The organism is Streptomyces sp. NPDC087270 (assembly GCF_044744625.1).
In the GTDB taxonomy this organism is placed as follows: domain Bacteria; phylum Actinomycetota; class Actinomycetes; order Streptomycetales; family Streptomycetaceae; genus Actinacidiphila.
Window position 1 is genome coordinate 496574 of record NZ_JBIUYR010000005.1, and the last position, 17699, is coordinate 514272.

Sequence of the window (17699 nt, forward strand, 5' to 3'; positions counted from 1 at the left end):
TGTTCGAGAGCGGCGGTACTCAGCCGCGGTCACTCACCGCTTGCGGGCGACGGCCCCGTAGACGCCGACCGGCGGCTCGTCCTCGGGCACCTCCTGCTGCCAGTGGTTCACCTGGACCAGGCCGGGCTCGACGAGGTCGTACCCGTCGAAGAACTCCAGCACTCCGGCGTGGCTGCGCGGGGTGAGCACGGCGGTGGCGTTCTTGTACACCGCCGTCACCTCGCCGGCCTTCTCGGCGTGGAAGTCCGCGGTGGCGTGCGAGAGCACCAGGTAGCTGCCGTCCGGCAGCGCCTCGCCCAGCGTGGTCACCATGCCGCGCGGGTCCTCCTCGTCGGTGACGAAGTGCAGGACCGACACCAGCATCAGCGCGACGGGCTGGTCGAAGTCGATCAGCTCGCTGATGGTGGGGTGCCCCAGGATCGTCTGCGGGTCGCGCATGTCGGCGAGGAAGAAGCCGGTGTTGCCGGTGCCGAGCAGGCGGGCGCCGGCGTGGGTGGCGACGATCGGATCGTTGTCGATGTAGGCGATCCGCGCGTCGGGGGCGACGGAGTGGGCGATCTCGTGGGTGTTCGGCGAGGTGGGTATCCCGGTGCCGATGTCGATGAACTGGCGCACCCCGCGCTCCGCGAGGAAGCTCACCGCCCGCTGGAGGAAGTCCCGGTTCGCGCGGGCTCCCACGACCACCTCGGGGGCCGCGTCGACGATGCGGTCGGCGGCTTCCCGGTCCACCTCGTAGTTGTCCTTGCCACCGAGGTAGTAGTCGTACATCCGAGCCGGATGCGGGCGGCTGGTGTCGATCTCGCCGGCGGGAAAGCCCTGCTCGGTCACGCGGTCCTCCGCTTGGTCGTTGCCTGGTCGAGGGGTCGGGGCCGGCCGGGCCGGCGGCAGGGCCCGGTCATCCGAGCAGGAAGTCCGCGTCGCCGGACTTGGCGCCCAGGATGAACGTGGTGATCTCGTGGTTGGTGTAGATGAGCGCGGGGCCCTCGGGGTCGGTGGACTGGCGCAGCGCCACCCGGCCGTCGTTGAGTCTCTTCGCCTCCACGCAGGAGCCGCCGTTGCCGCCGCTCCACGGCTTTCGCCAGCCGTCGGCGCCGAGTTCCGTGGCGGGCATTCCGTTGTAGATGGTGTCGTTGGTGACGCGATCCATGGTTCAGATCTCCTTGCGCATGCCATCGAGGATGGCTTTGGTGCTCTGTGCCGGCGCTGCCTGCGCGCACATCCGGTCGAGGGCTTCGAGGAAGGTGGACACGTCGTCGCGGTCGTCGAAGTAGGCGCCGCCCACCAGACTCTCCGTGTAGGCGATGTCCGGGATCTCCTTGAGCTGGAACCGGAAGATGTGGAACGGCCCGTACATGGCCGGGTGCGGCCCCGCGGCGAACGGGATCACCTGCAGCCGCACGTTGGGCAGGTCGGCGGCGTCGATCAGGGCGCCCAGTTGCTCGCGCATCACGCCGCGGCCGCCGATCGGCCGGCGCAGCACCGTCTCGTCCATCACGACCCACAGCAGCGGTGCCTCGTCGCGGCTGAGCAGCGCCTGCCGCTCGACCCGCAGCGTGACCAGCCGGTCGATCTCCTCGGGGGTGGCGTTCGGCAGCCCGGCGCGCAGCACGGCCTGGGCGTAGCTGGGGACCTGGAGCAGTCCGGGGACGTAGTGCGGCTCGTAGGCGCGGATGACCGACGCCTCGCCTTCGAGGCTGACGAAGGCGCTGAACCACTCGGGCAGCACGTCGCGGAAGTTGTGCCACCAGCCCGGCCGGTTGGCTTCGCGGCACAGCGCGAGGAAGCCGCCGATCTCGTCGGGGGTGGTGACGCCGTAGGTGGTGAGCAGCTTCTCGACATACGGGATCTTCAGCCCGACTTCGGCCTTTTCCATCCGCCGGATCGTGGCGTGGGTCACATCAAGGGCACGGCCGGCCTGCTCGAAACTGAGACCGGCCTTCTCGCGGAGGTCCTGGAGGCGTTTTCCGAGCACCATGCGCAGGACCGTCGGGGCACCACCCGGCCGGGGGTCCATCACGTGCCTCATCCTCCAACTCCCTTGACTGACATGCAGTGTGTCATGACGTCAGCGCCAGGAACAGCATGTTCTGTCGATTCTGTAATTTACAGTTCGGACCTTGCCATGTGTCCAGCGCGGGCCCCATAGTTACGGGGTGGTCCTTTCAACTCACGCTCTCCGGCCCGAATGCCGGGCAGACGTCCGCGCCCCCGGGCAGCAGGACGTCTTCCGGCTGCCCGCGCTGAGCGCGTCCGTGGCGGCCGCCCGCGCACGGATACGGGCCCGCCTCCGGGAGTGGGGCGCGGACGCCGAGCTGAGGGACGACGCGGGACTGGTGGTGACCGAACTGTTCACCAACGCGGTCCGGCACACCGACAGCGAGAAGATCACGTGCGCACTGCATGACGTCGGCTCGGCAGTGCGACTCGAAGTGACCGATCAGGGGCGCGGCGAGGGGGACCCGATGCCGTGTGCGGCCACTGCCGACGAAGAGGGCGGGCGAGGACTGCTGCTGGTGAGCGTGCTGGCGGCAGCCTGGGGTTCCGATCCCGCAGCGGATGGCATGGGGCGTGTGGTGTGGGCCGAACTGGCCGCACACCGCGCGCCCCATTGACGTACCGGGCGACGTACCGGCCGGCGTTTCGGCCGGCGTACCGACGTTCACCGGCCGGCCGCCGAGCCCTGACGGCGCGGCTCCCCGCCGCGCGGTTACTGACCGCGGACTCCCCCGCCGGTTCCTAGCGGCGCGGTTCCAGCGGGAGCAGCTCCGGCCGCTTGGGCAGCACACCGTCGCCTGAGGACGCGCCGCGCAGCCGGCGGCCGATCCACGGCACCAGGTGCTCGCGGGCCCAGTGGATGTTGTCCCGGCGGACCTGCGCGGGCAGCCGGCGCGGCTCGGGCGGCCAGGGCAGGTCGGGGTCGGTCGGCGGCTCCAGGCCGAGCACCTGGGCGGCCCGCAGCGCCACCCGGACATGGCCGGCGGACGACAGGTGCAGCCGGTCGTCGCTCCAGGCCCGCCGGTCGTGGATGGCCGCCAGCGACCACAGGTCCAGCACCGGGCAGCCGTAGCGGTCGGCGACCGCGCGGACATGGGCGTTGTACGTCGCGATCTTGCCGCGCAGCAGGCCGAGCACCGGCACCCCGCGGGTGTCGAAGCCGGTGCAGACCATCACCGTGCCGACCACCGCGCGCAACTGCGCGACCGCGCCCTCGAACCGCTCGGCGAGCGCGTCCGGGTCGCTGCCCGGGCGCAGGATGTCGTTGCCGCCGGCGCAGAAGGTGACCAGGTCGGGCGCGAGCGTGACGGCCCGGGGCACCTGCTCGTCGATGATCCGGTCCAGCAGCCGGCCGCGCACCGCGAGGTTGGCGTAGCGGAAGTCGCCGGGCGGGGTCGCGCCGGCCCGGCGCTCGGCGAGCAGCTTCGCCAGCCGGTCGGCCCACCCCACGAACGCCTCGCCGGGCCCGGGGTCGCCGACGCCCTCCGTGAAGCTGTCCCCCACCGCCGCGTAGGACCCGAAGCCGGCCGTGGCCGGCGCGAGCACCCGGCCCGGTCCGCCGCCCGGTCCGGTCGCAGTGCCGGTCGCCAAGCCGGTCGCCGTGCCGGTCGGCGTCCCCTGCGCCGGGCGTCCTTCGTCGGTCTCTCCGTTGTCATCTGTCCGCGTATCGTCAGCCACGTCGGACCATTTTTCTCCTCGGCCTGTGACCTACGCGACCGTAAGGACGGATTGACGGCACGTGATTCATCCCACCCGTCCGGCCCGGAGAAGACCGCCCGCGGACGGAATACGGCCCGACACATACCGCTCGGTACGCCTTCGCCCGCGCTGCCGTATCGTCGGCGGTGGCGCGGTGCGGCCGCGGCAGGCGCAGTTCATGGCATGGCAAGGACGAGGAAAAGGAGCATCGGTGACGCAGGAAGTGCGGCAGTCCGCCGCGACCGGCCCGGAACCCCAGCTGACCGGGGTGCGCAACTTCCGCGACGTGGGCGGGCTGCCCACCGCCGACGGCCGGCGGGTACGGCCGGGGGTGCTCTTCCGCAGCGGCCACCTCGCGCACGCCGACGAGCAGGACGCGGCCTTCCTCGCCTCGCTCGGGCTGCACACCGTCTTCGACTTCCGCAACGGCGACGACATCGCGCTCGAAGGCCCCGACGTCACGCTGCCCGGCACCCGCAACATCAACATCCCGCTCAGCGACCCCGCGCAGAACGCGGACTTCTGGCGGACGGTCCGCAACGGCGACCTCGACGCGCTGCACGCCGCGCTCGGCGACGGCAGGGGCGCGGAGCGGATGGAGGCGTCCTACCGCAAGCTCATCCTCGAACGCACCTCCGAGCACGGCCGGATGCTCGCCCTGCTCGCCGGGCCGTCCGACGACGCGCAGGACGGCCGGCAGCCGGTGACGACCGCGGCGGCCGCGGCGGCCGGGCCGTCGGACCGCGCCGCCGTGCCCGCGCTGCTGCACTGCGCCGCCGGCAAGGACCGGGCCGGCACCTCCATGGCGATCATCCTGCTCGCGCTCGGCGTGGAGCGGTCCGCGATCGAGGCGGACTACCTGGAGAGCAACGCCCGGCACCGCCGCTACAAGGTGGTCCGCGGCGACGGAAGCACCGGCACCGCGATCGACCCTGCCGTCCGCGAGCTGCTGGACCCGCTCTTCGAGGCCCGGATCGAATACCTGCGGGCCGCGTTCGACACCATCGAGCAGCACTGGGGCTCCGTCGACCGCTATCTCGAAGAGGGCCTCGCCCTCGCCCCCGCGGCCCGCGCGCGCCTGCGGGACCGCCTCCTCACGGACTGACCGGCGTCCCGCGAGACCGCCACCCCGCGGCGCCCGACACCGGGCGACGCGGGGTGGAAGAAGCGGTGCGGGTCGTGACGACGCGGGGTCGTGACCTCGCCGGGCCGGGGCAGCCGCCTACCGGTTGGCCACCGCCTGCTTCACCAGGGTCCGGCCGAAGTCCCACATCAGCCCGCCCCCGCCGTGCGCGTCGTCCATCACCTCGGTGAACGCCTGCACGAAGCGGTCCACGTCCGCCTCGTCGACGACGAGCGGCGGGATCAGCTTGATCACCTCGATGTGGTCCCCGGAGACCTGCGTGAGGATGCGGTGCCGCTGGAGCAGCGGCACCACCACCATCTGGGCGAACAGCCCCTTGCGCGCGGCCTGGAGCATCGTCCAGCGGCTGCGCAGCTTCAGCGACTTGGGCCGGCCGAACTCGACCGCGACCATCAGCCCGCGGCCACGGACGTCCTTGAGCAGTTCGTACTCGTCGACGAGCGCGGCCAGCCGGGTGCGCAGCAGGTCGCCCATCCGCCGGGAGTTCTCGACCAGTTGCTCGTCCTCGACCACCGACAGCGTGGCCAGGCCGGCCACCATGGCCTGCGCGTTGGAGCCGTAACTGGCCGAGTGCACCAGCACCCGGTCCATCGAGGAGAAGACCTTCTTGAAGATCCAGTCCTTGCCGAGCGTCGCGCCCACCGGGACGTAACCGCCGGAGAGCGTCTTCGCCACCGTGAGCAGGTCGGGCTCGACGCCCTCCTCGTGCTGGTAGGCGTAGAAGCGGCCGGTGCGGCCGATGCCGGTCTGCACCTCGTCGCAGATCAGCAGCGCCTTGTGCGCGCGCAGCAGCGACTGGGCGGAGCGCAGGTAGCCGGCCGGGGGGATGTGCACGCCGTGGCCCTGGATGGGCTCGACGATCATCGCCGCCACGTCGCCGCGCTTGAGCTCGCGGGCCAGCGCGTCGAGGTCGCCGACCTCGACCTCGGTGTCGGGCAGCAGGGGCGCGAAGCCGTCCTGGAAGCCCTCCTCGCCGTTGACCGACAGCGAGCCGGTGGTCAGGCCGTGGAAGGAGTGCTTGCAGTACAGCACCCGGGGCTTGCCGGTGGCGTACCGGGCGAACTTCAGCGCGGTCTCCACCGCCTCGGTGCCGCTGTTGCCGAAGAACACCCGGTCCAGGTGCGGGGTGTGGGCGAGCAGCTTCTCGGCGAGCAGCCCGGGCAGCGGCTGGCAGTCGAACCGGGTCAGGTCCGGCAGCCCCGCGTCCAGCACGTCGTGCAGCGCCTTGCGGACCACCGGGTGGTGGCGGCCGACGCCCATCACGCCGAAGCCGGCGAGCATGTCCAGGTAGTCGTTGCCCTCGGCGTCCCAGAAGTGCGCGCCCTCGGCCCGCTCGTAGTACTTGTCGAAGCCGATGGTGCGCAGCATCCGCGGCAGTTGGTGGTTCAGGTGCTTGGTGTGCAGTTCGTACCGCTCACCGCCCCGCTCCGCGAGCAGGGTGCCCAGGTCGAACCCCTTCGGCTGCGCGACGGGGACCGGGCTGTCCGGGTCCGGCATCGGGTCGGACGATGTCATCGTTCACCTGCTCCTCGCGTGCGTGGGGTGCTGCCACCCGAAGTATGTGCCGGTCTCGCGGTGTCGGAACCGGTCGGGTCGGCCTGCCCGGGGACAGTCCTGCCCGCGTCTTTGGCCGCGGTTCCCGCCGCGCGCACGGGTACGGCGCGGGCCGCCGCGGTTCCGGGTACGGCGCCGGCCGAAGCTGACGCCGCCGTGCCGCTCTCCGCCACCGCCCCCGGCCCGGTGCGCGCGGCCAGCCGCAGGAACGACGCGCCCACCGACCCGGCGATCTCCGCCGGGGTCAGCCCGATGTCCGCCAGCACCTCGCCCCGCTTGGCGTGCGCGAGGAACTGCGGGGGGATGCCGAAGTCGCGCAGCGGCACGTCGACGGACGCGTCGCGCAGCGCCTGGGCGATCGCCGAACCGACGCCCGCGGCACGGCCGTTGTCCTCGACGACGGCCACCATCCGGTGCCCGGCGGCGAGTTCGGCCAGTGCGGGGTCGACCGGCTTGACCCAGCGCGGATCGACCACGGTGACGCCGATGCCGCGCCCGGCGAGCAGTTCGGCGACCGACAGGCAGGTGCCGGCCAGCGCGCCGACGGAGACCAGCAGCACGTCGGGCCGCAGGCCCGCGGCCGGCCGGTGCAGGATGTCCACGCCGCCGATCCGGTCGAGCGCGGGCACCTCCTCCCCCGCGGTCTCCTTCGGGAACCGCACCACGGTGGGCGCGTCGTCCACCGCGACCGCCTCCCGCAACTGCGCGCGCAATTGGTCCGCGTCGCGCGGCGCGGCGATCCGCAGCCCGGGCACCACCTGGAGGATCGACATGTCCCACATGCCGTTGTGCGAGGCGCCGTCCACCCCGGTCACCCCGGCCCGGTCCAGCACGAAGGTGACGCCGCACTTGTGCAGCGCGACGTCCATCAGCACCTGGTCGAAGGCGCGGTTGAGGAAGGTCGCGTAGACCGCGACGACCGGGTGCAGCCCGCCGGTGGCCAGGCCCGCGGCCGAGGTCGCGGCGTGCTGCTCGGCGATCCCGACGTCGAAGACGCGGTGCGGGTAGGCCGCGGCGAACTTCGCCAGGCCCACCGGCTGGAGCATGGCCGCGGTGATGGCGACCACGTCGGGCCGCTCGGCACCGATGGCCACCAGCTCCTCGCCGAACACCGAGGTCCACGACGGGCCCGGGGAGGGGGTCAGCGGCCGGCAGGTGAGCGGGTCCATGGCGCCGACGGTGTGGAAGTGGTCCGCCTCGTCCTGCTCGGCGGCGGCGTACCCGCGGCCCTTCTCGGTGAGGCAGTGCACCAGGACCGGGCCGTGGAAGCGGCGGGCGCGGCGCAGCGCGGACTCCACCGCGTCGATGTCGTGGCCGTCGATCGGGCCGAGGTACTTCAGCCCCAGGTCCTCGAACATGCCCTGCGGCGCGAAAGCGTCCTTGAAGCCCTTCTTCGCGCCGTGCAGCGACTCGTAGAGCGGCTGGCCGATCACCGGCGTCTGCTGCAGGAGCTGCTTGCCCCAGGACAGGAAGCGCTCGTAGCCGTCGGTGGTGCGCAGGGTGGCGAGGTGGTTGGCCAGGCCGCCGATGGTGGGGGCGTAGGAGCGCTCGTTGTCGTTGACGACGATGATCAGGGGGCGGTCCCGGGCGGCGGCGATGTTGTTCAGCGCCTCCCAGGCCATGCCGCCGGTGAGCGCGCCGTCGCCGATGACCGCGACCACGCGGTCGTCGCTGCCGCGCAGCTCGTTGGCCTTCGCCAGGCCGTCGGCCCAGCCGAGCACGGTGGAGGCGTGGCTGTTCTCGATCACGTCGTGCTCGGACTCCGCGCGGGACGGGTAGCCGGACAGGCCGCCCTTGGTGCGGAGCTTGGAGAAGTCCTGTCGGCCGGTGAGCAGCTTGTGCACGTAGGACTGGTGGCCGGTGTCCCACAGGATGCGGTCGGCGGGTGAGTCGAAGACGCGGTGCAGCGCGATCGTCAGCTCCACCACGCCGAGGTTGGGGCCGAGGTGGCCGCCGGTCCTGGCGACCGCGTCGACGAGGAAGTGGCGGATGTCGGCGGCGAGTTCGTCCAGCCGGCCGTCGGGCAGTGCCTTCAGGTCGCGCGGGCCTTTGATGTTCTCCAGCATCGACATGTGTGGACCTCGTTCCTGCCGGGATTGCGGTGGATCGCCGGCCGCTGACCGGCCGGTGGCAGTGCGGGTACGAGCCACCGGCGCGGCCCATGCCGTCGCCGGTGGCTCGTACCCGCTTTCACCAGGAGGTCACTTCGCGCGGTTGGACGCGACGGTCTCCCGGGCGGCGCGGATGGACTCCTTCAGCGAGCCCATGGTGGCCAGCACGGCCGTGGGCTCGTAGCCGCAGTGGGCCATGCAGTTGTCGCAGCGCTCGTCCTTGCCGCGGCCGTACTTGTCCCAGTCGGTCTCGTCGATCAGCTTCTGGTACGTGGCCACGTAGCCGTCGCTCATCAGGTAGCAGGGGCGCTGCCAGCCGAAGAGCGAGTAGTTGGGGATCGCCCACGCGGTGCAGGGGAAGTCCGCCTTGCCCTCCAGGAAGTCCAGGAAGAGCGGGCTGTGGTTGAGCCGCCACTTCTTGCGGTTGCCGTCGCCGAACGCCTTGCGGAACAGCTCACGGGTCTGCTCGACGCCGAGGAAGTGGTCCTGGTCGGGCGCCTTCTCGTACGCGAACGCGGGCGAGAGCATCATCTCGTCGACCTGGAGGTCGTCGTTGAGGAAGTTGAGCACCTCGATGATCGTCTGCGGGGTGTCCGTGTTGAAGAAGGTGGAGTTGGTGGTCACCCGGAAGCCGCGCCGCTTGGCCTCCTTGATCGCCTCCACAGCCTCGTCGAAGGTGCCTTCCTTGGCCACCGATTCGTCGTGCCGCTCGCGCAGGCCGTCAATGTGAACGGTAAACGCGAAGTAAGGGGACGGTGTGAACTTGTCCATCTTCTTGCGCATGAGCAGGGCGTTGGTGCAGAGGAATACATATTTCTTACGGGCGACGAGCTGGCGGACGATCTCGTCGATCTGGGGGTGCATGAGCGGCTCGCCACCCGCGATGGAGACCATCGGCGCACCCGACTCCAGCACCGCCCCGACCGCCTGGGCGACCGGCATGCGCTGCTTCAGCACCCCGGCCGGGTGTTGGATCTTGCCACAGCCCTCGCATTTGAGGTTGCAGGCGAAGAGCGGTTCGAGTTCGACGATCAGCGGGAACTTTTCGCGACGCCTAACCATTTTCTGTTCGAAGAGGTATGACGCGACGCGGACGGTCTGACGGAGCGGCATGGCCATCTAGCTCACCTCCAGGGGAGCGCGGTAGTGCGGTGCCAATCGAGAAAGGCGGGAACAAGATCTCTGAGCACTCGGAATGCGATGATCCCGGTGCGAAGCGTTCCGACACGGACGAGTTCGAACTCGGGCGTGTCGACGACGACGCGGGCCGCCGCGATGCGGTGCGCCCCCTCGGCGAGAGCGGCGCGGCGCATCGCGGCCGACTCCATGTCCACGGCGATGGCACCTGTCGCCGCGAGTGCGGTGCGCTCGGCGCCCCGCACGACATGATCGGATTCCGCCAGTGTGCCGGTGTGCACGGTGTGGCCCCGGTCCGCGAGAACGGCCTTGAGCGCGGCGGCCAGCGTCGCGCTCTCGTGCCCGTCGTCGGAGACGACGACGTCGCCCGGCCGCATGCCGGGGGCGAGCCCCGCGCAGAAGCCGGTGGTCAGGACGGAACCTCCGTGTATCGCCGGGTCTTGCAGGGCCTGGGCGACGACCCGCTCCGCGTTCTTCGGACCCATGCCGGTGCGCAGCACGGTGACCGGGAACTCCGCGGTATTCCTGGCGGTGCCCCTGCGCAGCGCGAAGCGCTCGATCGGCAGGGCGCACACCACCGTCAGCGGGGGTCGGGGACGGCCCACGAACTAGGCCCCCTTTCCGGTGCTCGGGATGGTGGTGCTCGGGATGGTGGAACTGGGCATGCCGGTGCCGGCCGTGCCGCCGCCCGACGTGCTCACGGCGGACGTGCCGGCCGAGGCCGCCGGGTGGCCGGCACCGAAGGGCTCGGAGCGGGCGTAGCGGCCGAGCGCGGTCAGCGGGAAGACCATCCGGTACAGGTGGTAGTTGATCGAGAAGTCGCGCGGGAAGCCGGTGCCGGTGAAGTACGGCTCATCCCACGAGCCGTCCGCCAACTGGGTGTCAGCCAGCCAGCGCACCCCGCGCTCGACCGACTCGGTGTCCCGCTCGCCGGCCGACAGCAGCGCCATCAGCGCCCACGCGGTCTGCGAGGGAGTGGAGTGCCCGCGGCCGACCCACTCCTGCTCGGAGTAGGACCGCAGGTCCTCGCCCCAGCCGCCGTCCGCGTTCTGCACCTCGTGCAGCCAGTCGACGGCCCGGCGGATCGCCGGGTGGTCCGGGGCGAGCCCGGCCGCGGCCAGCGCGGGGACGGCCGATCCGGTGCCGTAGATGTAGTTGACACCCCAGCGGCCGAACCAGGCGCCGCTGTCCTCCTGTTCCCCCAGCAGCCAGTCGATGCCGCGCCGGGTGTGCCCGTCGTGCTCCAGGCCGAGCGCGGCGAGCATCTCCACGACATGCGCGGTCACGTCGGCCGACGGCGGGTCGATCACCTCGCCGAAGTCGCAGAACGGCAGCCGGTTCGGGAAGGGGCTGGTGTTGTCGGCGTCGAAGGCGCCCCATGCGCCGTTCCTCGACTGCATGCCGACGTTCCAGCGCACCGCCTTGTCGATCGCGGAGTCCACCCGGGCCTGGTCGGGGTGGGCGATCCGGCGCAGCGCGAGCACCACCTCGGCGGTGTCGTCGATGTCCGGGTAGTTGTCGTTGTGGAACTCGAACGCCCAGCCGCCCGGCGCCAGTTGCGGGCGCTGCACGGACCAGTCGCCGGGGCGGGTGATCTGCTCGCCGAGCATCCAGTCGGCAGCCTTGACCAGCGCCGGGTGGTCGGCGGGGACGCCGGCGTCGGCGAGCGCGATGGTCGCCAGGCAGGTGTCCCAGACCGGGGACTGGCACGCCTCGATCATCCGCACGCCCTCCTCGGGCCATACGGCGAAACGATCCAGCGAGTCGAGTCCGGCCTTGACCACCGGGTGGTCCAGGTCGTACCCGAGCAGGTGGAGGGCCATCACCGAGTAGACGGCGGGCGGCTGAATGCCGCCCCAGCAGCCGTCGGCCTCCTGGCGCTCGATGATCCAGCGGGCACACGCGTTCATCGCGCTGCGGCGCACCACCCGGGGGCTGAACCGGCGGTAGACGTGCAGCACCTGGTCGAGGCGCTGGAAGACGCCGTCCCAGCTGGTGATCGACTTCCGGCGCTTCTTGGGGTAGGGCCGGGCCGGATCGACATGCAGCTCGTCGATGCCGAACGGCGCCGGGCGCACCGGCCGGTGGGCGCCGACCACGGTGAGCGGCACGATGGTCTGCCGGGCCCAGCAGCCGAACGAGTAGATGTTCAGCGGCATCCACTTGGGCAGGAAGATGACCTCGGGCGGCATCTCCGGCAGGTCGTCCCAGCTCCACCAGCCGAACAGGGCGAGCCAGATCCGGGTGAAGACCCGGCTGGCCGCCACCCCTCCCTCGCCGCGCGACCACTTGGCGGCCAGCGCCATGTGCGCCTCGGCCGGGTCGTCCCCGGCCAGCCGCAGCGCGACGTACGCCTCGATGGTGGCCGAGACGTCGCCCGGACCGCCGTGGAAGGTGGCCCAGGCGCCGTCCTCGCGCTGCTGGGAGCGAATCCAGCGGGCCGAGGCCGCGGTGACGCTGTCGTCGCGGATGCCGAGGAACTCCCGCAGCAGCAGGTCCTCGGCATCCATCGTCACGTTTGTTTCGAGGTCGCCTTTCCACCATCCGTCAGGGTGCTGCCGTGCCAGGAGGTGGTCTGCGGCGCGCTGCACGGCACGCTGCGCCGCCGCCTCTGTATCGCCGGCTGGAACAGGCTCCGGCTCCGAGGCGCTACTGGCCGAAGGTGTCCGGTGGGTTGGCGTCCCTGGACTGCCATCGGTCGTCGCTGTCATGGCTTCCCCTTTGCAGTTGAGACTTCTGCGGTGTCGGGGGCGGCCGTCCGCCGTCACAAAAGTGAGACCGGCGACGTCATACGCTCCACGTCTGTCTGTTTACTTTTCGCGGACCACCACAAAATCCGCCAGGCCCACGAGCTTACGTTGGATTTCTTCAGGCATGTCCATTTTGTCCAGTGCGGCGATGGCGGTCGTGTACTGCCTCCGGGCCTCCTGAGACGTCCATTCCCGACCACCCGCCTCCTCGATCAACGCCGCGCGCAGGGCGAACTCTTCCTCACTGAAGGCATCAGTTTCGATCAATCCGGAGTTTTTCGCGTCCGCGGCCAGGAGTTCACCCAGCCGCTCCGACGCGGGACCGTCCGCGGCGAGCGCGGCGACCACCGGCAGCGACTTCTTACGCTGCCTCAGATCGCTCCAGGTCTGCTTGCCGGTGGTGGCCGGATCGCCCCAGATGCCCAGCAGGTCGTCGATCGCCTGGAAGGCCAGCCCCAGGTGGTAGCCGTACTCCTCCAGCGCGTCCGCGTCGGACTCCGACGCGCCGCCGAGCACCGCTCCGATGGAGGAGGCGCAGGCCAGCAGGGCCCCGGTCTTGTTGCCCTCCATCTCCAGGCACTCCGCCACGGTGACCCGCTCGCGGTGCTCGAAGGAGATGTCCTGCGCCTGACCGTCGATCAGTTTGCGGGTCGCCGTGGTCAGCCGGCGGGTGGCCCGGCCGGCGTCGGCGGTGCCCTGCTCCAGCAGGATCTCGTTGGCCAGCGCGAAGAGCGCGTCGCCGACCAGGATCGCCTGGGCCGGGCCGTGCACCTTCCACACCGTGTCGCGGTGCCGGCGCTGCTCGTCGCCGTCCATCAGGTCGTCGTGCAGCAGCGAGAAGTTGTGCACCAGCTCCACCGCGACCGCGCCGGGCACGCCGGTCTCCGCGGGCGCCCCCGCGGCCTGCGCGGACAGCAGGGCCAGCGCGGGACGCACCGCCTTGCCGCCGTCGCCGTCCGCGGGCCGGCCGGCCTGGTCGATCCACCCGAAGTGGTACGAGGCGACGGTGTCCATCGGCGGGGCGAGCCGTGCCACCGCCGCGCGCAGCACGGGGGTGGTCAGGATGCGGCCGTTCTCCAGCAGCGCGATCACGCTGTCAGCGGTCACGTTCTCTCCTCTTGTCGCACCAATTGCACTCATGCCGCCTCCAGTACGCCGTATTCGCAGGGCAGTCCAAGGGCGGACAAAGCTTGTCGGGAGGCGTACAGGCCGCTGCGCACCGCACCCTCCATGGTCGCGGGCCAGCCGGTGGCGGTCCACGCGCCGGCCAGGTACAGGCCGGGGGCGCGCGTGGCGGGCCCGGGCCGCAGGGCGGCCACACCCGGGGTGGGCGCGAAGGTCGCGGTGCGTTCGCGGGTGACGAAGAAGTCACGGACGGCGGCGCCGCGGGACGCGGGCAGCACGCGCTCCAGTTCGGGCAGGTAGCGGCGGCGCAACTCGGCCACCGGCAGGTCGATCTCGTCCTGCACGGCCGACTGGGAGAGCGCGACGTACTGGCCGCCGCCGGTGTGCCCGGAGCTCTTCGTGCGGTCGAAGACCCACTGGACCGGGCTGCCGAGCGCCGCCAGGAACGGCTGCTGGAGCACCTGCCGGTCGTAGATCACATGGACATTGAGGATCGGCGCGGTGCCGATGCGCAAGAGCTTTTCCGGCTCGTCCAGCGCGCCGGCCGGCAGCAGTTCGTGGGTCTCCTGCTGCGGCACGGCCAACACCACGGTGCCGGCGGTCAGTTGCTCGCCGCGGCCGGGGCCGGTCTCGACGTCCACGCGCCACCCGGCGTGTGCGACGTCACGTCCCGCGGCCCCGTCGGCGGCCGCGTCCGGGCCTTCCGGACGGGGCGTCAGACCGACCGCGCGGGTCCGCAGCAGCACCCGCACCCCCGCCGCGTCCAGCGCCGCGCGGGCCCGGCCGTCGTGCAGGTCGCCCAGGGGTGCCGCGGCCCAGCCGATGTCGGCGGCGCCCGGCTCGGACAGCAGGCCGGTCTTGAACACCATCGCGGCCAGGGCCAGCGAGGACTGCCCCGACGTGGCGTTGAGGGTGGCCACCGCGACCAGGTCCCACAGCGCCTCGATGGTGCGGGCGGACTGCCCGCGCCCGGCGAGCCAGCTGCCGAAGTCGACCCGGTCCAGCGCCGGATCGTCGAGGTCCAGGCCGCGCAGCGCGAGCGCCGCCCGCCCGACCGACGCCCGCTCCGCCACCGACAGGTGCGGGTAGCGCACCAGGCTCGGCGCGAGGTGCAGCGGAACCGGCAGCGCCACCCGGCCGATCCGGCCGAGCTTGCCGGTGTCGGCGTCGAAGACCGGGACGTCCAACCGGTCCTGAAGCGTCACCAGGTCGCGGGCCGCGATCCGGTCCAGGAACCACTGGTAGGCGGTGCAGCAGCGCAGGAAGACGTGCTGGCCGTTGTCGACGGTCAACTCGCCGCGCTTGAAGGAGAAGGCGAGGCCGCCCAGCCGGGGCCGGGCCTCGGTCAAGGTCACCTCGACCCCGGCGTCGGCCAGCGCGAGCGCGGCGGTCACCCCGGCCAGGCCGCCGCCGACCACGACGGCGGTGCGCCGCCCGCGGGCGCGCTCGGGGCGGCCGGCCTCGGTGCCGGCCGGACCGGCCTGCGGGCCGGATCGGGTGGTCGTCATGCGCGCTCTCCTCGGGCCGCACCATGCGGGGTGCGGCGGGCCGTCGCGGAAGGTGACGCAGTGCGCGTCAACGAGGTTGCTCGGTCGGACGGCGGGTGCGGGACGAACCGCGGGAACTGCACCTGCCGCGGGGACGGGGCGGGTGTGACGGGCTGAGCGGACGACGTGGCGAACGACGTGGACGGAGCGTACTGCGCGGTGGGACCCGCTGGGTGCACGCGGGTCGGTCTCACGCGTCCCTCCGCGGGGCGGTGACGGGGGCGGGAGTACGCGCGGTACGGCGGGCGTCGAGTCCGGCCAGGCCGCGGACCGCGACGTACGCCTTCTCCCGGCCGGGCAGCGAGACCCGGCCGCGCAGCACCGCCTCGGGGTCGGCGGCGAACCGCTCCAGCAGCCGCCGGTAGATGCCCGCCATCGCGGCGACGCAGGCGCCGCTCCTGCGGTCGAGCATCGGCAGCAGCCGGTAGCCGGTGGCGAACAGCGCGCGGGCCCGGCGTACTTCGAACTCGACCAGCCCGGCGAAGTCGGAGCCGGCCGGCGGGGTGTCACCGTGGAATCCCTCGGCGCAGCCGAACTTCGCGAGGTCCTGCGCGGGCAGGTACGTGCGTCCGTTCCCGGCATCCTCGCGGACGTCGCGCAGGATGTTGGTGAGTTGCAGAGCGAGGCCGAGTGTGTCGGCGTATTCGGCGGCACGTGCATGATCGTGCCCATTCACGGTGCCGAAAACGCCCAATGAGACCCTACCGATAGCTCCCGCCACACAGCGGCAGTAAACGGCCAGGTCGTCCCATGTCTCGTAGCTCTCGCCCCGAACATCCATCTGGACGCCGTCGATGAGTTCGCCCAGGCCCCCCATCGGGATGGGGAAGAGCGCGGCGGCGTCGGCGAGGGCGACGGCGACCGGGTCGGTGTCGTCCTCCTCCACCTCGTGGGCCTCGACCCGGTGCAGCAGGGTGCGGGCGTCCTCCAGTCGGCGCAGTTTCTCGTCGGGCGGCAGCTCGCCGTCCCCGATGTCGTCGACCCGCCGGGAGAAGGCGTAGACCGCCGACATCGCCTGCCGCTTCGCCGTGGGCAGCAGGCGGATTCCGTAGGCGAAGTTGCGGGCCTCGTGGCCGGTCACGGTCTCACAGTACTTGTATGCAGCAAGCACCTGTCCGGACGTGTGCGCGGAACCGTTCACGGTCCGGGTCACCCCTCTCTTCGCAATGTCGACCCCACCTCACGCAGCAGGACGGGTTTGGTGGCCTTGGGGGAACCCGCCAACACGTCGTACCCCGCGTCCTCCACCGCCCGCAATGCCGCGCGGCCGCCGCCGACGAATCCGGCGAGCAGCAGTCTGAGCCGGCCACGGACGCTACGGACCAGGGCACCGCCCTCGCCCAGCAGGTCACGGGCCCGCCCGGCTTCGAACGCGACCAGTTCGCGCACCTTCTCCCCCGCGCTCGGTGCGGCGAGATCGGCCTCGTCCACCGAGAAGCGTTTCATGTCCTCCGCCGGGAGGTACACCCGGTCCCTGCCGAGGTCCTCCACGACGTCCTGGAGGTGCTCCACGATCTGGAGCGCGGTGCACACCGCGTCCGAGCGCCGGACCCGTTCCGGGGTGGAGGTTCCGGTGATGGAGAGCACCAGCCGGCCCACCGGATTGGCGGACAACTCGCAGTAGGCGAGCAGGTCGTCGTAGGTGGCGTACCGGCTGACCTGCTGGTCCTGCCGGTTGGCGGCGATCAGGCCGAGGAAGGGCTCGGGGGTCAGCCGGTGCCGCTGGACGGTGGGGCGCAGGGCGGTCAGCAGCGGGTGGACGGGGGTGCCGTCGAACACCCGGCGCAGGTCGGCCTCGAAGGCGTCGAGCATCGCCAGCCGGTCGCCGGCCGCCTCGGGGGGCAGGCCGAGCCGGACCGCGTCGGGCCGGCCGCCGTCGGCCAGGTCGCCGTCGCCGATGTCGTCCACCAGACGGGCGAACCCGTAAACGGCCATCAGATCCTGTCGCCAGGCACGCGGAAGGAACACCGGTGCCACCGGGAAGTTCTCGCGCGCGGCCTTGTCCAGGACGGCCCGGGAGGTGACGTCCCCGGTCACCGCGGGCTTCCCGGTGCACAGGCGGCGAACGTGCCCCGGAACAGGATGGTCCCGATCTTCATGGCCGCCACATCCCCCGTTCTACACTGCCCCGTCGAAACTTCCCATTTCGGACACGCCGCACTCTCGCTTGCGGACACCCGGACCCGGGTATCGATCATCGGCAGGCTCCCAGCACCGGTACAGCTTACGTCGGGGCCCCACCCGGCGTACGCCGGGGGCGCGCCCCGATCCGCGAGCGACAACACCCCACCACAACAACCGATCCCCGCCGGATCATCCGGCGGGGATCGGGTTTTCCGAAAAACTTCCCGCGAAACCTCCCGCGTCCGGCCCCGGCAACGCACCGAGTCGGGCAGAGCGGGACAAGGTACGGCGGGTCAGGACGGGGCGGGGTGGCGCGGGATGGGGCAGGTCGGGGCGGACGTCAGGAGACCGGCCGGCGGGCGGCGCGGTTTCCGACGCCACGTCACTTCCCGGTCTTGGCCTCGTAGGCGGTCAGCACGTCCTCGGTCGGACCGTCCATCAGCATCACCCCGTGCTCCAACCAGATCACCCGCTCACAGGTGTCCCGGATCGACGCGTTGCTGTGACTGACCAG

14 protein-coding genes and 2 pseudogenes are annotated in these 17699 nt (G+C 71.7%); 2 read left to right on the forward strand and 14 right to left on the reverse strand.

The features are described 5' to 3' along the window. Positions 1–33: 33 nt before the first annotated feature. From ACIPAE_RS13465 to ACIPAE_RS13475, 3 genes are all read right to left on the reverse strand, one after another. Positions 34–828: an SAM-dependent methyltransferase gene (locus tag ACIPAE_RS13465; RefSeq protein WP_402445030.1), complete on the reverse strand. Its 795-nt coding sequence runs from the start codon at positions 826–828 to the stop codon at positions 34–36. 67 nt (positions 829–895) lie between these two features. Then, positions 896–1147: a DUF397 domain-containing protein gene (locus ACIPAE_RS13470; protein WP_328471334.1), complete on the reverse strand. Its 252-nt coding sequence runs from the start codon at positions 1145–1147 to the stop codon at positions 896–898. Between the two features lie 3 nt (positions 1148–1150). After that, complete coding sequence (locus ACIPAE_RS13475; protein WP_328474717.1) at positions 1151–1975, reverse strand: helix-turn-helix transcriptional regulator; 825 nt, start codon at positions 1973–1975, stop codon at positions 1151–1153. Between the two features lie 178 nt (positions 1976–2153). Here ACIPAE_RS13475 and ACIPAE_RS13480 point away from each other — a divergent pair, with 178 nt between their 5' ends. Next, the gene (locus ACIPAE_RS13480) at positions 2154–2612 is read left to right on the forward strand and encodes an ATP-binding protein (RefSeq protein WP_402445031.1); all 459 of its coding nucleotides are present in this window, start codon (positions 2154–2156) and stop codon (positions 2610–2612) included. A gap of 124 nt (positions 2613–2736) precedes the next feature. Here the strand turns inward: ACIPAE_RS13480 and ACIPAE_RS13485 are convergent, their stop codons facing one another. Continuing rightward, positions 2737–3540 carry an SGNH/GDSL hydrolase family protein gene (locus tag ACIPAE_RS13485; RefSeq protein ID WP_402445058.1) on the reverse strand — a complete coding sequence of 268 codons (804 nt, stop codon included), beginning with the start codon at positions 3538–3540 and terminating at the stop codon, positions 2737–2739. 364 nt (positions 3541–3904) lie between these two features. Between ACIPAE_RS13485 and ACIPAE_RS13490 the strand changes: the two genes are divergently transcribed. Beyond that, positions 3905–4798 (forward strand): tyrosine-protein phosphatase, encoded by an 894-nt coding sequence (locus tag ACIPAE_RS13490; protein ID WP_329363223.1) that lies wholly within the window; start codon positions 3905–3907, stop codon positions 4796–4798. Positions 4799–4915: 117 nt separating this feature from the next. Here the strand turns inward: ACIPAE_RS13490 and ACIPAE_RS13495 are convergent, their stop codons facing one another. The 10 genes and pseudogenes from ACIPAE_RS13495 to ACIPAE_RS13540 all read right to left on the reverse strand — a co-directional run. Further along, positions 4916–6334, reverse strand: coding sequence for an aspartate aminotransferase family protein (locus tag ACIPAE_RS13495; protein ID WP_329373744.1), 1419 nt, complete (start codon positions 6332–6334; stop codon positions 4916–4918). Between the two features lie 233 nt (positions 6335–6567). Beyond that, positions 6568–8463, reverse strand: a pseudogene (dxs, locus tag ACIPAE_RS13500) (1-deoxy-D-xylulose-5-phosphate synthase); the annotation flags it as partial. A gap of 129 nt (positions 8464–8592) precedes the next feature. Next, on the reverse strand, positions 8593–9621 hold the full coding sequence (gene hpnH, locus ACIPAE_RS13505; protein WP_329363225.1) for an adenosyl-hopene transferase HpnH: 1029 nt from the start codon (positions 9619–9621) through the stop codon (positions 8593–8595). Between the two features lie 5 nt (positions 9622–9626). After that, a complete protein-coding gene (locus ACIPAE_RS13510) occupies positions 9627–10244 on the reverse strand; it encodes a 1-hydroxy-2-methyl-2-butenyl 4-diphosphate reductase (protein ID WP_329363226.1) in 618 nt (205 codons plus the stop codon). A 3-nt stretch (positions 10245–10247) separates the two neighbouring features. Beyond that, positions 10248–12350 carry a squalene--hopene cyclase gene (gene shc, locus ACIPAE_RS13515; RefSeq protein WP_329363228.1) on the reverse strand — a complete coding sequence of 701 codons (2103 nt, stop codon included), beginning with the start codon at positions 12348–12350 and terminating at the stop codon, positions 10248–10250. Positions 12351–12449: 99 nt separating this feature from the next. Beyond that, positions 12450–13529: a polyprenyl synthetase family protein gene (locus ACIPAE_RS13520; RefSeq protein ID WP_328471322.1), complete on the reverse strand. Its 1080-nt coding sequence runs from the start codon at positions 13527–13529 to the stop codon at positions 12450–12452. Continuing rightward, a complete protein-coding gene (gene hpnE / locus ACIPAE_RS13525; protein ID WP_329363231.1) occupies positions 13526–15022 on the reverse strand; it encodes a hydroxysqualene dehydroxylase HpnE in 1497 nt (498 codons plus the stop codon). Before hpnE ends, ACIPAE_RS13520 begins: the two co-directional genes overlap by 4 nt. A gap of 229 nt (positions 15023–15251) precedes the next feature. Further along, positions 15252–16214 carry a presqualene diphosphate synthase HpnD gene (hpnD, locus tag ACIPAE_RS13530; RefSeq protein ID WP_329363233.1) on the reverse strand — a complete coding sequence of 321 codons (963 nt, stop codon included), beginning with the start codon at positions 16212–16214 and terminating at the stop codon, positions 15252–15254. Continuing rightward, complete coding sequence (hpnC, locus tag ACIPAE_RS13535) at positions 16211–17098, reverse strand: squalene synthase HpnC (RefSeq protein ID WP_328471316.1); 888 nt, start codon at positions 17096–17098, stop codon at positions 16211–16213. Before hpnC ends, hpnD begins: the two co-directional genes overlap by 4 nt. Positions 17099–17567: 469 nt before the next feature. Continuing rightward, positions 17568–17699: pseudogene (locus ACIPAE_RS13540) on the reverse strand (ABC transporter ATP-binding protein); the annotation flags it as partial.